The 18,060-nt window shown below is 72.1% G+C and carries 1 protein-coding gene (cut by a window edge); it reads left to right on the top strand.

Translation table 11 applies throughout. The annotated features are described in order from the left end of the window. The first annotated feature begins 229 nt into the window (after positions 1 to 229). Positions 230 to 18,060, top strand: partial view of an Ig-like domain-containing protein gene (locus AC1D29_RS26820; protein WP_477903308.1) — the start only. It continues 25,441 nt past the right edge of the window; only the first 17,831 of its 43,272 coding nucleotides appear in the window; its start codon is at positions 230 to 232; its stop codon lies beyond the right edge, outside the window.

Raw genomic sequence — 18,060 nt, 5'->3', positions numbered from 1 at the left:
GGCTTGTGCCTAGGGTTTGCCCTTGACCCTCGGGATTTCCATGAGCCGGACATTCGCTTGCCCCTCAGCTGAGGGGGCCGGCTGTCGCCCCTTACGGTGACGACCCCATTCGTGCATTTCTCACGTCAGGCGCAAGATCTGATTTTCGGCGTCCGTAGGGGCGCGGCGTGGGCGCGCGCATGCGAGGCCCAGGCCCCAGCGGATGTCTACAGGGCAGTGGAGACGGCATATGGCCAAGCGCAAGAATTGGTGGCAGAAGCTTCAGCACGGTCTGCGTCACAGCACAGACGACAAAGCCGCGGCGTCAGCGCCACCGACCGAGAAGGCCGTCGAGCCGCGCGAGAAGCTCGTCTTCGAGCACCTCGAACCGCGCCTGCTGCTGTCCGACACGCCCATCCCGCTGGCCACGTTCGCACCGGCCGGCACGCTGACCATCAACGTGCACTCCGGCGACCTCAAGGTCGAGACCGTCTACAGCGGCGGCACGCCGCAGATCCGCGTCTGGGACAACACGCTGGGCACGTCTCTGGGCCAGGTGGCGCTGACGCAAAACGTCAAGGTCAGCATCAACGGGCTGCCGGGCATCAGCGACAAGATCCAGGTCGACCTGGGCTATGACGACGGCGCCGCGGGCACCAATGCGACCAGCCCCTTCGCCGTCATGGTGGAGCTGGACGGCGGCACCGACATCCCGCTCGTCACCGATGACACGCTGACCTTCCAGAGCAGCGGCCCCGACTTCTACAACCCGACCGCGCTGTTCCTGAAGAGCAGCGACGACATCGTCTTCGCCAGCGGCTTCACGACCACCGGCACGCTGAACGTCGACTCGCAGGAAGCCATCTCCGCCGGCGGCGTCACGCTGCAAGCCAGCGACATGTTCCTGGGCGTCACCAAGGCCGTCACCGACGGCGTGACGCTGCTGGACGGTTTCAACCTGCTGGGCAACGCCAGCGGCGCCATCAATCTGACCGGCGCCAGCCTGACGGCCGGCGATATCGGCCTCATCGTCACCACCAGTGTCAACGTCAACACGACGGACTCCAGCTACGCCAGCAACCTGATCAAGGTCGCCTTCGTGCAGACGACGTCCGACGCGCAGATCACGCTGTCCGGCGCCACCAACCTGAACGCGACGGCCGGCAAGATCACGCTGGCGTCCAACTCCACCGTCACCGCCAAGGCGACGACGCAACCCGACGCGAACAGCACGGCGGCCGACAAGGATGCGTCCGTCGCATCGGCCATCGTCAGCAGCGCGGCCGGCGTGACCGTCGGCGGCAGCGCTTCTCTGACTGCCACTGGCGCGGTCATCCTGAAGTCGACCAACACGGTCAGCGTCGACACCATCGCCGATGGCACGGCCGGCGCGAATGCCAACGGCGCCAAGGGCGGCACGGTGGCCGTCACGCAGCTGGGCGGTGACACCACCGTCGACGTGACCGGCAGCGCCGTCCTGAGCGGCAGCAGCGTCAGCGCCACGGCGACGACGGCGCGCACGGTGCACACCTCGGCCAAGTCCACGGCTGGCGGCGCCACCCAGCCCAGCGGCGGCACGCCGACCCAGGGCCAGCAACAGCTGTCCAGCAACAACGCGCAGACCGGCGACGGCGCGCTGAACTTCGGCGCCGCCGTGGCCGTGACCCATGTGGGCGGCGACACGACGGCCCGCCTGGCGGGCGGCAACGTGACGAGCGCCGCAGCGCTGTCCGTGTCGGCCACGTCGTCCACGGCAACGACCGCCGGTGCCGCCGCGACCACCGAGGCCGATGGCAGCGCCGCGACCGGCAGCCCCGGCGTGGGTGTGGCCGCCGCATTGAGTTTCGTCGACGGCACAACGCGTGCCTCACTTGGCGACGGCGTCGCCATCACGGCGCCCAGCGCCAGCTTCACGGCCAGCACGACGACCGACGCCAACTTCGGCGCCATCGCCACATCCGGCGCGGGCAGCACCAGTGGCGTCGGCGTGGCCGGCTCGCTGGCCCTGCACGTGGGCGTGCTGAAGACCGAGGCCATCCAGGAGGCCGGCAGCACCGCCTCGGCGACCGGCGCCGTCACCTTCAACGCCACCAGCAACACCCACCACCAGGCCAAGGCGCTGCCCAAGACCAATGGGGCGACCGGCGAGAGCGTCGGCGTTGGTGCGTCCGTGGCGATCAACGTCGTCGACGAGACGACCCGCGCTCAGGCGGATGCCAACGCCAAGTTCACCGGCAGCACGCTGACGCAGAACGCCAATGCCACCGGCGATGTCGACACCGAGGCCCAGGGCGGCGCCACGGGCGGCACGGCGGTGTCGCCGGTCGTCGCCATCACCGTCGTCAACACCGGCGCCAAGGTTGGCGCGCTGGCCGGGAGCGACGTCACGCTGATCAACGGCCTGACCAGCAGTGCGCAGAGCGCGCTCAACGTGCTGGCCAAGGGCCATGGCGACGCCGAGGGCAGCAGCAGCGCGGCTGTCGGTGCGTCGGTCGTCGTCACGCACGTGGCACCCATCGTCGAGGCCGTGCTGGACGGCAAGCTGCAGGCCGGCGCGGCCGTGCTGCTGTCCAGCAAGAACACCGGCCTGACACGCAGCGAGGCCAAGGCCGCCGCGCGTGGCGCCGCCAACAACGGCAGCAACGCCAACCAGCAGGGTGCCAGCGCGAAAGGCGCCGGCAACACGGCCGCCAGCAACAACGGTGCGCGCGGCGCCACCGGCAGCACGCCGTCCGCCAGCACCAGCGACGGCCCGGTCACCGTGGCCGCGGCCATCGCCATCCACCACCTGGGCGCGCAGAGCACCGCCCGCGTCGGCGACAACGCCCAGATCACCACCAGCGGCCTGCTGTCGCTGAAGAATGAAAGCGACCTCGACGCGCAGGCCGATGCCAGCGGCGTGGCCAGCAAGGGCAGCACCAATGTTGGCGCGGCCGTAGCCATCAACGTGGCCGAGGTCGGCAGCAGCGCCCGCGTGGGCGGCAGCGCCACCGGCAGCGTCAGCAGCCAGGGCCTGGCCCTGGGCGCGACGACGGTCGCCGGCCAGCGCAACGACGCCACCACCACCGCGACCTCGGGCGCGGCGACCGGCAACACCGGCGTGGCCGGGTCGCTGGCCATCGGCGTGGGCGTCAGCAAGTTCGAGGCGTCGCTCAGCCCCACCGCCAACGTCAACGCCCACAGCGGCGCCGTGGCGCTGGATGCCGGCTCCACCACCGGCGACACCGTCAAGGCGCTGCCCGACGGCGGTGGCGTGGCGGCCGAGAACACCGGCGTGGGTGCGTCCGTCGCCATCAACGTGGCGGACCACCTGAGCCGCACCGAGATCGAGGACGGCGCGAAGCTGACGCCGGCAGGCGCCGTGACGCTGAATGCCAAGACCGACTCGGCCATCACCACGACGGCCGAAGGTGGTGCCAAGGGCGGCACGGCCGTTGCGCCGGTCGTGGCCGTCACCGTTGCCAACCAGGACGCCAAGGCGCGCTTCGGGCAGGGCGCCACGCTGACATCGACCGGCGACCTCGCGGTCACCGCCGACCTGCGCTCCACCAACAACACCACGGCCAAGGGCAAGGCCGAGGGCAGCAAGGACGCAGCCGTCGGTGCTGCCGTCGCGGTCAATGTCGAGCTGGACCACTCGACCGCCGAGCTGGCCCGCTCGGTGAGCAGCAGCGGCGCCGTCAGCGTCGCCGGCACCAGCCAGGTCAGCACGACCGGCAAGGCCGAGGCCAGCTCGGTGGGCGGTGAGCAGGACGACAGCGGCAGCAATGCCGACAACGACGGCGTCAACCAGAAGACCGCGGCCGGCCGCGGGCTGGGCAACTCCGCCGCCAACTCGGCCGGCGCACGCAATTCCAGCAGCAGCGCCGCCACGCCGTCGGCCGGCGTCGCCAGCACCGACTCCACCAGCGGCGACAGCGGCAGCAGCGAGACCGTCAGCGTCGCCGCCGCCGTGGGCGTCAACATCACCGACGTGACCAGCCGCGGCCGCATCAGCGCCGGCACCATCACGACGCCGACCAAGAACGTCTCCGTCCAGTCCAGCGCCAACACCGACGCGCAGGCGATAGCTGACGGCAGCGCGACGACCAACGACGGCGGCACCGGCGTCGGCGCCGCCGTCGCGGTGAACTACGCCGCGACCACCAACGAAGCGCTGGTCGACACCGGCGTGGTCATCACCGCCGACGGCCTGCAGCTCGGCGCGACGATGACCAACGTCGGCGGCGACACCACGCACACGACGCTGGCCAGCGCCAAGAGCGGCGCGGGCGGCGGCGACATCGGCGTGGCCGGCTCGGTGGCGATCAACGTCGTCAACGAAGACACCAAGGCCCAGTTCGGCGGCAGCGCGACGCTGGCCGGCGCCGATTCCGGCGGGTCACTGCAGGCCATCACCCAGTCCACCGCCAGCGACACGGCCAAGGCCATCCCCGAGAACGAGGGCGCAACGGCCGGCGGCAGCGACGTGGGCGTCGGTGCGTCCGTCGCCGTCAACATCGTCGACCGCAACCTCGACGCGACGCTGGCCGACGGCGCGCAGATCAGCGGCAACGTGTCGGCGATGACGGTCACGTCGACCGCTCAGGACACCATCACGACCGAGACCGAGAACGGCGCCAAGGGCGACACCGGCGTCGGCGTGGCCGCGGCCGTCACGGTCGACACCAACAACACCCATGCGCTGGCCGGCACGGCGACCGGCACGCTCACGGTGGCCGGTGACATGGCCGTGCGCGCCTTCCGCCTCGACCAGGTCAACGGCAGCGCCAAGGCCGATGCGGCCGGCAAGGACACGGCCGTCGGCGCCTCCGTCGTCGTCACCGTCGTGGACGGCGATGTCAGCGCCCGCCTGGCGCGCAGCGTGACGGCCGGCGGCGCGGCCGACGTGTCGTCCGGCGCCACGGTGCTGGCCACCGGTTCGGCCAAGGCCAGCGCGTCGGGCAACAGTTCGGGCGGCCGCAGTGCCGACAGCGAGTCCAGCAATCAGCTCAACAACAACCCCAACAACGGCGGCGACCGCGCGCTGCCCAAGAGCAACGACCAGACCAACTCAGCCAACTCGCAGACCAGTGGCGAGACCGGTGGCAGTGGTTCGTCCGGCACCGGCGTCGCCGCGGCCGTGGTCGTGCAGGTGCTGGTCACCGACAACACGGCCAGCGTGGCCGACGGCGTCAAGCTGACGTCCGCCGGCGCGATGACCGTCGACGCGACGGCCGACTACAACGCCATCAACCAGGCCCAGGGCGATGCCATCGACCTGAGCAAGAAGACCAACGTCGGCGCCGCCGTGGCGCTGGGCGTCGTCGATGCCAGCAACACGGCACAAGTGGGCGCGAATGCCGACTTGCGCGGCGCCTCGGTGCTGATCCGCGCCGACCGTCCCGGCGACAGCGGTGACCATGAGTTCCGCAGCCTGGGCGTCGCAGCCGCGGGCGGCAAGGACACCTCCGTGGCTGGCAGCGTCGCGATGAACATCGTCACGCTGGACACCGCGGCCAGCGTCGGCGCCGGCACGCAAGTCCGCGCCAATGCGGGCAAGCTGGACGTCGTCGCCGACCAGAGCACCGCCATCCAATCAATAGCGGGCGCGGCCGCGCTCAGCACGGGCGGCACCGGCGTCGGTGCGTCCGTGGGGCTGAACATCGTCGTCGAGCGCACGAACGCGACCGTTGGCGCAGGCGCCTCGCTGGCCGCGCGTGACGCGACCACGGTCACGGCCAACGGCCAGGTCATCCCGGCCACGCTGGACTTGCCCGATCCGCTCGGCGGCCTGACGGTCAGCAACCTGGCCATCTCGGGCGGCATCTCCACCGACGGCGGCGCGGGCGCCGGCTCGGCGGCCGTCAACATCTACACGCTGGACACGATCGCGCGCCTGGACAACGGCGTGAAGGTCAACGACGCCGCCATGGGCGTCACCGCCGGTGCGGCGCAGGACGTCATCGTCGGGTCCAAGAGCCGCACCGACATCGAGGGCGGCGCCGGCGCGGGCGGCATCTCCATCGGCAATGCCGGCGTCGGCATCGGCCTGGACGTGACCGTGCTGGTCGAGAACACCAAGACGCTGCTGGGCTCGGGCGTGGCGGTCAAGGCCGGCCGCGACATCGCCGTGCGTGCCAACAGCGACCAGGACATCACCAGCGTGGCCGCAACCGCGGGCGTCGCGACCGACGGCACCGGCGTGGGCGGCAGCGTGTCCGTCTACATCGTCACCAACGCCACCGAGGCCACGACGGCCGGCGGCGCGGGCTCGGCGCTGCAGGCCGGCGGCTCGCTGGCCGTGACGGCCGATGCGCCCTTCGACATCGACCAGATCGCCGGCGCGCTGGCCTACGGCAACTCGGCCGGCGTGGGCATCTCCAGCACGGTGCTGGTCCACAACGACACGGTGCAGGCCCTGGTCGGCCCCAGCACGGCCATCGCGGCCGGCTCGACCGGTGGTGTGGACGTGGCCGCCACGTCGCACGAGAACCTCATCACCATCGCCGTGGGCGGCGGTGCGTCCAGCAGCGCGGCGGTGGCCGGCTCGGTCGTCGTCAACGTGCTGAACGAGACGACCAAGGCGCGCATCGACGACAGCGCCACCTTCACCGTCGGCACCGCGTCGGGCGCGACGCAGGCCAACATGAAGGTGAGGGCGGACGACGAGAGCAGCATCGTCTCGGTTGCCGGTTCCATCGCAGCGTCCAGCAGCGTGGGCGTGGGCCTGGGTGTCGTCGTCAACACCTTGAACAAGACGACCGAGGCCCGCCTGGGCTCGGGCGCCACCGGCACGGTGGACGGTGACCTGTTGGTCACGTCCTCGTCCAACGAAGACATCTCCACGGTCGCTGCCGGCGTCGCGGCCAGCTCCAGCGTTGGCGTCGCGGCCGACGCGAACGTGCAGGTCCTCACCATCACGACGCGCGCCATCCTTGGCGACGACCCGACCGATGCCAAGGCCAGCACCGGCGCGGGCGACGTGCACGCGCAAGGCAGCATCGTCGTCGCGGCAGACGAGAACTCCGAGATCGACCTCATCACCGGCTCGGTCGGCGCGTCCGGTTCGGCCGGTGTCGGTGCGGCGGTCGGCGTCGTCACGGCGACCAAGAACACCGTGGCTCTCGTCGGCGACGGCGCCAAGGTCACGGCCGACGGCCTGCGTGCCGGCCTGACCGTCGAGGACGGCGGCATCGGCGTCGGCTTCGGCGCGTCCACGCCGCAGTCCACCAGCGGCCTGCCCAACGCAGCGACCGGCCAGAAGGGCAGCGCGGCGGCCTTCGAGGTCGGCACGCCGACCTTCAACGCCCCCGACGGCAACGGCCAGACCAGCGACGACCAGAGCTTCACCGGCAACCGCGTCGCCACGCCCAGCACGCGCGCCGGCTTCACCGGCCTGGCCGTCACGGCCACCAACCGCGACGACATCGAGACCTTCGCCGTCGCGCTGGGCGCCGGCACGGCCGGTATCGGCGTCGGCTCGGCCACCAACGTGGTCGCCACGACGACGACGGCCAGCATCGGTGCGGGCGCCAACGTCAATGCCGACACCAGCGCGGGCGGCGCTGGCCAGTCCGTGCTCGTTGGCGCAGGCGACGACTTCTCTCACGTGGCACTGGCCGGCGCCCTGGGCTTCGGCACCGTGGGCGTGGCCCCGGGTGTGGACGTCAGCGTGCTGACGCATGACACCAGCGCCAGCATCGGCGGCAATGCCAGCGTCAAGGCCAAGGACGACGTGGTCGTGCAGGCGGCCAACCAGGACCACCTGCTGCTGATCTCCGCCGGCATCGCCGCCGGCACGGTGGGCGTGGGCGGCGCGGTCAATGTGCTCGTGCTGAACAACCACACGGCGGCGACCATCGGCGCGGCGTCCGCGGTGCTGGCTGGCGGCGACGTCGGCGTGCTGGCCAAGGACGTGACGGACGTCAACATGATCGCCGGCGCGTTCGGCGGCGGCACCGTGGGCGTCGGCGCGTCCGTCGGCGTCATGAGCATCACCAAGCACACCGATGCCGGCGTGCTGACGGGCGCGTCCGTCGACGCCAAGGGCGCTGGCACGGGCTTGCTCGGCATGCTGGACGGCAGCGTCGGCGCCGGCGGCGTCGGCACGGCCGAGCGCCACGGCGTGGTCGTGCAGGCGAACAGCAGCGAAGACTTCTTCCACCTCGACGTCGCGGCCGGCGTGGGCTACGTGGGCGTGGGCGGCGGCGTCGGCGTGACGCTGCTGGACTCCGACACGACAGCCATCATCGGCGCCAACACCAAGGTCAACCGCAACGGCGGCAATGCCGGCGCGGACGCCGACCAGGGCGTCTACGTGACCGCGGCCAACAGCGCCAGCGGCACCCACTTCACCGGCGCGGTCGCGGGCGGCTTCGTCGGCGTGGGCGGCGCGGTGCAGGTGGGCAGCCTTCGCAACGACACGGCCGCGCGCATCCTCGGCAATGCCGACGTGGCGGCCGCGGCCGACGTGGCCGTCAACGGCCTGTCGCGCATCGACCTCGATTCGCTGACCATCTCCGGCGCCGGCGGCTTCGTCGGCGCGGCGGCTGCCGTGACCGTGTGGTCCGTCGGCACGCCGCTGGAGCGCAGCTACCAGAACAGCGACGGCGCGACGGCCGACGGCCTGACCAAGACCCAGGGCAACGGCAGCCAGGGCTCGGGCGACAGCGACGCGGCCAAGCAGGCGTCGCTGGCCAAGGGCCAGGTCGGCAGCGTGCTGGGCGGCTTCAGCGGCGGTGCCGCCGGCAGCGGCCAGCAGCGCGTGCACGACCGCGGCGGCGCAGCCGGCACGCTGGTCAGCGGCTCCGGCCCGACGCAGGCCGAGTGGCTGGCCGCCATCAACGCGGCCAACCCGGCCCAGGGCACCGAGGCGACGGTCGCTGGCGGCACCAGCATCACGGCCGGCAACGCCATCACCGTCAACGCCAGGCAATGGGCGGACGTGGACTTCCTCGTCGGCGCCATCGGCGCCGGCGCAGGCGGCATCGGCGCCGGCATCGGCGTGTTCTCGACCGCCTTCAACACCAACGCCAACGCCGGCGGCATCTACTCGGCCGGCGGCGTCTTCAAGGTCAGCTCGCGGCTGGACAGCACGGTCGATGCGATCGCCTTCGCCGGCGGCGCCGGCTTTGTGGGCCTGGGCGCGGCCGTGTCCGTGCTCAGCGACCACAGCTACAACCAGGCCGGCTTGGGCGACAACGCCCGCGTGAAGGCCGCGTCCAGCGTGGACGTGTCGGCCATCTCCAACCGCGCCATCCACCTCAACACCGACCAGGGCGCCGCCGGCGCGATCGCCGCGGGCGCGTCGTTCACGCGCCTGACCAGCGACGGCCAGGTCAGCGCGGACGTGAACCCCGGTGCGCGCATCGGCCAGGATGCCGGCCAGAACGTCGGCGCGCTGCATGTCAGCGCCCAGGCCGATTTCGACACCTACGCGCACACGCTGGCCTTCTCGGTCGGCGCCGTTGCCATCAGCGCCAACTTCGCCATCGTCGAGGTGACGCCGCTGGTGCGCGCATCCGTGGGCGACGCCTCGCTGATCAGGACGACCGGCGAGGCCACCGTCGACGCCGTCACCACCGGCAAGGCCGATGCCACGGTGCTGACCGTCACCGCCGGTGCCGGTGCGACCGGCGTCAGCCTGTCCTCGGCCACGTTCTCGCCCACCGTGCAGGCGCTGTTCGGCGCCACCTCGGTGCTGAACGCCGGCGGCCTGATCCGCGTGCAGGCGCGCAACAACCACAACGGCACGACCGCACTGGCCAACAAGGGCGCCTGGGCGTCGTCCACGGCGCCGGGCTTCGGCGGCTTCACCGGCAACGGCGCCGTGCCGACTGCTGAAGCCAACGCCAGCGTCAAGGCCAGCGTCGGCTCGGGCTCGCTGATCAGCGCGGGCGGCCGCGTCGACGTGCTGGCCTACAACAACAACGAGGCCCAAGCCGAGGCGCTCGCGCTGTCGGTGGGTGGGGCCACGGTGGGCGTCAGCGTCGGCAACGCGCGCGCCAACGGCGGCACGACGGCCGAGTTGCTGGGCGGCGTCGGTGCGTCCACGGACCTGACCGTGCGTTCGCAGGCGCGCAACCTCGCCAACGCGGAGTCGGACGCCTCCGGCGGCGGGCTGGCCGGCACCAACGGCGCCAGCAGCACCGCGCGCGCCAACGGCAATGTGCAGGCGACGGTCGGCGTTGCCGCGCAGGACGCCGCGATCAACGCCAGCGGCGCCATCGTCATCGAGTCGCGCTCCAGCAATGACGCGACGGCCAACACCTACGGCTTGTCGCTGGGCGTCGGCAGCGCGGTGGGCATCATGGCCGCCAGCGCCGAGGCTTCGCCGGACGTGCGCTCCACGGTGACCGGCAACACCCAACTCGTGTCGGGCGCCGGCGTGCGGGTAGGCGCGTATCACAACCAGGGCGGCGAAGACGTCAACGCCACGGCCGACGCGGCCGGCGGCGGCCTGGGCGGCGCGATCAGCGGCACCATCGTCAACGCCAAGAGCCAGGCCAATGCGCAGGCGCTGGTGGGCGACAACACCGCGATGGCCGGCGGCAGCGGGGCCGTTGTCGTCGAGGGCTTGTCCGACAACATCGCCAACGCGACCGGCACGGCCTTCGCGGTCGGCGCGGTGCTGGGCATCGGCGGGGTGGTGGCCAATGCCACCACCGGCGGCACGACCGGTGCCGTCAGCGGCGCGGACGTGACCGGCGCGAGCTATGCCGTGCTGGCCCATGCCGACCAGGACGCCGTCGGCAGCGCCAAGGCGGCGGCCGGCGGCATCACGGCGGGCGTCACCGGCGCCGGTGGCACCAGCACGGTCACGCCCACGGTCAATGCCGGCATCGGCGACGGCGCCCAGGTCAGCGTCGGCGGCCCGATCTCGGTCGTGTCCGAGACCAATGCCGATTCCGACGGCACCGCCAACGGCGTCGCCGTGTCGGCCGGCTTCTCCATGGGCATCTCCATCGCGGACGCGACGCTGAGCCCGACGATGACCAACCGCATCGGCACCGGCGCCAGCCTCAGTGCCACCGGCGTGGGCTCGGACCTGACCATTGCGACGCGCGTCAACGGCGGCGCCAGCAACGCCGGCGGCGCCACCGCCACCGCGACGGCGCCCTCCGGCGGCCTGGCCGCGGGCAGCGGCACCGGCGCGTCGGCGCAGACGACCTACAACGTCCTGCAAAGCTCCGGCAGCGGCGTCACGCTGAACGCTGGCCGCGACCTGAACGTCGAGCTCAAGCTCGGCAACCACGTCGAGTCCACTGCCAACAGCGACACCTTCGGCCTGGTTGCGGCCATCGGCGGCGCTGTGTCCAGTGCAACGGTGGACGGCAGCGCGCAGAGCAACTTCACCAGCGCCGGCGGCACCGTCGGGCGCAACCTGAACGCGCTGGGCGTGTCCAGCCAGCCCGTCACCAGCACCGCGCGCGCCTCTGGGGGCGGCCTGGTCAGCGGCCAGATCAACAGCGCCACGGCCAGCTTCACGCCGACCATGGGCATCAACCTGGGCAGCGGCACGACCGGCGTCGGCGGCAGCGCGACGGTGCAGATGCTCTCCAGTTCGGACACGACGGCCAGCGCCATCGGCAAGGCGCTCAGCGTCGCCGCCAGCATCGGTTCGTCCAGCGCCACGGCGACGATGAGCCCGACCGTGTTCGCCCGCACAGGTAACCAGCAGCTGACCGCCGGCGGCGCCGTCCTTGTCGAGGCCCGCCACAACCACGACGGCATCGCGGCCACCGGTCTGGACACGCTGGCCACCGCGCTGGCCTCGGCCGGCAGCGCACTGGTCAGCGGCACGGGTGCGTCCGCGTCGGCGACGGCCTCGGCCAATGTCGACGCGACCGTCGGCGCGGGCAGCAAGCTCACCTCGGGCGGCAGCGTCAAGGTGCTGGCCGACGCGGCCAACCTGGCCACCGGCACCACCGCGGGCCTGGGCGCCGGCGGCCTGATCGGCATCGGCCTGTCCACCAGTTCGGCCGTCGTCGGCGGCGGCACCACGGCCGACCTGCGCGGCGGCGTGGGCGGCGGCACGTCCATCAACGTCATCGCCCAGGGCAAGAACACGGCGGTGGCCAGCGCCAACGCGTCGGGCGCGGCCGGCCTGGCCGGCGCCAGCGGCGGCAGCGCCACGGCACGCTCCAACAGCGGCGTGTCCGCCGGCATGGGCGACGGCAGCGTCGCCAGCAATTCCACGACAACGGGCGCCGTGCTCGTCGACGCGATCTCCAGCGCCGACGCCGACGCCAAGGCCAAGGCCTTCTCGTTCGGCTTCGCCGGCGCGCTGGGCTTCATGAGCGCGACCAGCCAGGTGTCGCCCGCCGTCACGGCCGAGGTGCGCGGCACCACCGGCGTCAGCGGCAACGGCATCACCGTGCGCGCCCGCCACAACCAGGCCGGCGAAGACAGCACAGCCGTGGCCGACGCCGCCGGCGTGGCTGGCGGCGTGTCCATCGCTGGCGCGGACGCCGACGCGAGCGCTGCGGCCGACACCAGGGCGCTGGCCGGCAACGCCACCAGCTTCAGTGCCGGCAACAGCGGCGTGCTGGTGCAGGCCAATGCGGTCAACGTCGGTACCGGCACGGGCGACGCCTTCAGCGGCGCGCTGGGCGTGTCCGCCGGCATCGTGTCGGCCTCGGCCCGCTCCGGCGGCGTCACCGAGGCGACCAGCGGCGCCGATGTGCAAGGCACGTCGCTGACCGTGCAGTCCACCGCGACGCAACTCGGCAACGCGACCGCCGAAGGCACGGCGGGCGGCCTGCTGGCTGCCGGCACCGGCGCGGGCGTGACCACCACCGTCAACCCCGACGTGCGCGCGGGCCTGGGCGACGGCGCCGTCATCGACGTGGTCGGCGGCATCAACGTGACCGGCACGGCCACGACCGACGCCGACGGCACCGCCACCGGCGTTGCCGTGTCCTTCGGCCCCTCGCTGGGCCTGTCCAAGTCCGACGTGACGCTGGCGCCGACGATGACACTGCGTGTCGGCACCGGCGTCAACGCGACGACGCATTCCACCGACCTGGGCGACATCAACTTCGCGCTGCGCCACAACGGCGGCAGCACGCAGGCTGGTGGCGCCACGTCCATGGCCTTCGCGGCCGGTGGCGGCATCGCGGCCGGCGGTGGTGCCGACGCGACCGCCGCGGTCAACTACAACATCAACGCGACGACCGGTACCGGCGTCACGCTGAACGCGGCGCGCGGCGTGTCCTTCGCGGCACAGACCGGCGCCCACGTGGAGGCCGATGGCGACGCCCGCGGCTTCGGCGTCGTCGGCGGCCTGGGCGGTGCGCTGTCCAGCGCCACCGTCACCGGCGCGGTCAACCAGACGCTGGGCGCCGTCAGCGGCACACAGGGCATCGACTTCAAGGTCGAGACGACGGCCAACCACCTGGTCGACGCGACCTCGCTGGCCTCCACCATCGGCCTGCTGGCCTCGGGCCAGATCAACTCGGCGACGGCCAACTTCAGCCCGACCCTGACGGCCAACCTGGGCGGCGGCGGGGCCATCAACGTGGGCCGCGACCTCATCGTCACGTCGCTGTCCACCGCCGACACGACGGCCACGGCCAAGGGTGCTGCCATCAGCGGCGGCATCGGCATGGGCGGCTCGTTCGCGTCCGCGACGATGAGCCCCAGCATCAACGCGCTGACGGCCAACGAGTCGGCCAACGTCGGCCGCAACATCAGCATCCGCGCCAGCCACAACCACGACGGCGCGGGCTCGACCGGCGGTGACACCAACGCACTGGCGCGCAGTTCCTCGGGCGGCGCGCTGCTGAGCGTGGCGGGCGCCTCGTCCACGGCCAACGCCAATGCCGCGACCACCGCACGCAGCGGCGCCGGCAGCGTGCTGACGGCCGGCGGCTCCATCGCCATCCGTGCCGACGCGGCCAACATCGCCCACACCGAGACTTCGGGCCTGTCCATCAGCCTGGTGGTTGCGGCCGGCAAGTCCGTCGCGGCTTCCAACGCCAACGGCACGACCACGGCCGAGATTGCCGGCGGCTCGGGCGGCAGCAGTTTCGTCGACGTGCGTGCTTTGGGCCACAACTACGCCGATGCGCAGGCCAACGCCTCCGGCGGCGGCCTGGCGGCGGGCGTCAACAGCGGCGACGCGACGGCCAAGGCGGCCGGCGGCGTCGTGGCCGGCGCGGGCAATGCCAGCTCGGCCAGCGTCGTCAACAGCTCGGGCCTGATCAACATCCTGGCGCTGTCCGAGATGGACGCGAACGCGCAGGCGCGCGGCCTGTCCATCGGCCTGCTGGGCGCGGTCGGCGTCATGTCGGCCAACGCCGAGGTCTCGCCCAACGTGACCAACCTCGTGCAGGGCACAACGACGCTGAGCGGGCAGGGCGTCAGCGTGCTGGCCCAGCACAACCAGGGCGGCCAGAACGCGCGCGCCAAGGCCGACAGCGCCGGCATCGGTGCCGGCGTGACGGTGGCCGGCGCGAACGCGACCGCCAAATCGGGCGCCAACACCAGCGCCACGACGCTGGTCAACGCGACGCTGAACGGCAACGGCGGTGTCGCCACCGTGCAGGCGCTGGCCAACAACAACGTCACCGCGGATGGCTCCGCGCTCGGCGGCGGCGGCCTGGCACGCGGCGCGATGACGGCCACGGCCACGTCCAACGGCACGACCAACGCCAACAGCGCGTCCAAGGTGAACGGCGCCGGCCTCGTCATCGACGCGACGGCCAACCAGAACGCCTCGGCCACCAGCTCGGCCGCGTCGGGCGGCCTGGTCGTCGCCAGCTCCGGTGCCAAGGCCACCAGCGCGGTGACGCCCACGGTCAACGCCGGCATCGGCGCGGGTGCCGTCATCGACGTCAACGGCGCTGTCAGCGTCGGCGCGAATGCCAACACGGCGTCCACCGGCATTGCCGACGGCGTGCAGTTCTCCGGCGGTGTCGGTGCGGGCGGCTCGGTCGCCGACGTCGACATCAACCCGACGATGACGGCCAACATCGGCAACAACGCCCGCATCACGACGCACGGTGGCAATGGCAACGTGCAGATGGCCGTGCGCCTGAACAACGGCGACGCCGCCGCCGGCAAGGCGACCGCGCGCTCCAGCGCCAGCGCGGGCTCGGCGATCTCGGTCTCGGGCAGCAACTCGACGGCCTCCACGGTCGCCAATCTGACCAACAACACCGGCTTCGGCGTCGTCTTCGACACGTCGGGCAACGTCCGCTTCGACACGCTGGCCGGCCTGACGGCCGACGCCGTCGGTGACAGCCTCAACCTGGGCCTGATCGGCGCCGGCGGCGTGGCCAAGTCCAGCGCCACCATGGGTGGCACGACCAACGCGACCACGGGCGCCATCTCCGGCAACGTCGGCGGTGACCTGATCATCAACACGGCCAGCAACTACCGCGCGACCTCCGACAGCAACGCCGCCGCCGGCGGCCTGCTCGGCTCGGGTGGCAGCAACACGGCCAGCGCCGTCATCACGCCGACGATCAATGTCGGCATCGGTGGCGGCGGCAGCATCGCCGCCGGCCGCGACGTCATCATCAACAACGTCTCCACCGGCGACGCCGATGCGCGCGCCGACGGCATCTCCATCGGCGGCCTGGGCTCGTTCAGCGGCTCCGACGCGACGGCGCGCGTGCGCCCCGACATGGACACGACGATCGGCAACGCCGATGTCAGCGCCGGCCGCAACTTCTCCGTGCTGGCCAGCCACAACCACACCGGCGGCGGCGCCAGCGGCCAGGACGCCCATGCCTACGCCAACGCGTCCGGTGGCTCCTTCGGCTTCAGCGGCGTCGGCGCCAACAGCCTGGCCCAGTCCTCGGCCGAGATGAACACCTCGCTGGGCGGCGCCGGCAGCGACCTGTCCGCCGGCACCGGCGACTTCACCGTCACGACGCGCTCCGGCAACGTCGCCAGCGCCGAGGGCTACGGCCTGTCCATCGGCGGCCTGCTGGGCAAGGGCAACGCCCGCGCCGACAGCATCGCCGGCGGCTCCATCACCAACGCCCAGAACAACACCTACGGCAACGACAACCAGGCCACCACCATCGCGGCCGGCACCGGCATCGCCGCTGGCGGCAATGTCGCCATCGACAACATCAGCGACCAGGGCGCGACGACCGACACGACCGCACCGGCCGGCGGCCTGATTGGCGCGGCCTCCAATGACTCCAACGCCGTCGTCGCGCGCAACCTGAGCACATCCATGCTCGGCAGCGGCATCACGGCCGGCGGCAACATCCTGCTGGGCGGCGCCACCAGCGGCGGCGCGCGCGCCACGTCGGATGCCACATCCTTCGGCCTGATCTCGCTGGGCAAGGCCGTCGCTAACGCCCAGGTCACGCCGACCGTCGCGACGAGCGTCGGCGGCGTGCTGGACGCCGGCGGCCGCATCACCATCCGCGCCGCGCACGACGGTTCGCAAGGTGCCACGGCCAAGGGCGAGGCCGGCGGCGGCAGCGGCTTTGCCAGCATCAACGGCGCCGACACGCGCGCCGCCACCGCGGCGGCCGTCAGTGCCGAGATCCGCAACGGCGCGTCGGTGAACGCCGACGGCGGCACCGAGGTGCTGTCCGCCGTGTCTGACAAGGCCAGCGCGCGCTCGGACGGCGAGGCCTATTCCTTCGGCGTCGCCATCGGCACGACCGATGCGCGTGCCGACGCCAACTCCAACAGCCGAGCGACGGTGGGCAATGCCCAGATCACCGGCGCCAGCCTGACGGTTGACGCCGCTGGCGGCGGCCGCGGCGCGGCGACGGCCGTGGCGACCACGGGCGGCCTGCTGGTGTCCGGCAATGGCGCGGCACCGGTCGTCAACGTCAACCCGAACATCACCGCTGAACTGTTCGGCGGTGCCAATGTGGATGTGGGCGGCAACGTGGCCATCCGCGCGCACGGCAATGCCGAGGGCGACGGCGTGGCCGACGGCAGCTCGTTCGCCGGCCTGGGCACGGCCAGCATCTCCAAGGCCGACATCAACATCAACCCGAGCGTGCACGCCGACATCCTGGCCGGCGCACGCGTGAAGGCCGGTGGCAGCGTCGAGCTGAAGGCCGACCAGGGCCAGACCGTCAGCACCGGTGACACGACCTTCGGTGCCGGTGGCGTCAACACCGGCAGCAACGTCATCACGCTGAACGGCGACCATGGCCTGGCCACCGGCGACACGGTCACCTACAGCATCGGCCTGGACGGCAACGGCGCCGTCGGCGGCCTGGGGGACGGGCGCAACTACCAGGTCATCGTGCAGTCGGCCACCGCCGTCAAGCTGGGCTCGGTGTTCAAGTCGACCACGGTCGACGCGGCCAAGGATGAGATCAAGTTCGACGTCGAGCATGGCTTCGTCAACGGCCAGCGCGTCATCTACCACTCGGCCGGCAACGCGGCCATCAGCGGCCTGGCCGACGGCCAGGCCTATTTCGTGCGCGTCATCGACGCGCAGACCATCAAGCTGGCCACCAGCGCGGGCGCGGCCACCGTGGCGCCCCGGAGCTTCCTCAGCGGCGCCGTCAATGCGACGACCGAGCAGATCACCGTCAGCGGCCACGGCTTTGCCGAGGGCCAGGCGGTCACCTATCGCACGGCCGGCGCCGAGCAGTTCGAGGGCTCGGCCGTCGAGTCGGCCGGCGCTGACCAGATCACGATCAGCAGCCACGGCTTCAACACCGGCGACCAGGTCAAGTACAGCCTGCGCGACATCGTCATCGAGAGCCCCAACAAGCCGCCGGCGGCCATCACCGGCCTGGCCGGCGACGCGACCTACTACGTCATCCGCATCGACGCCGACCACATCAAGCTGGCCACCAACGCCACCAACGCCACCAACGGCACGGCCATCGACATCGGCAACACGGCCGAGTCCGCGGCCAGCGGCCATGTGCTGACGCGCGTCGGCGCGGCACCGCTGTCCGGCCTGACCAGCGGCAACACCTACTACGTCAAGTTCATCGACGCCAACACCTTCCAGCTCGCCGCGACGGCGGGCGGCGCGGCGATCAACCTTGGCGCGGGCGGCGGCAAGCACACCATCGGCGTCGAGGGCATCGAGCTGTCGGGCGCCAGCACCACCGGCATGCACCAGCTGGAGGTCGACATCACCGGCACCGGCAGCGG

The organism is Roseateles sp. P1_C6, assembly GCF_056406315.1.
Note: the sequence above shows the minus strand (reverse complement) of the source record. Positions and strands in the feature narration are given on the sequence as shown.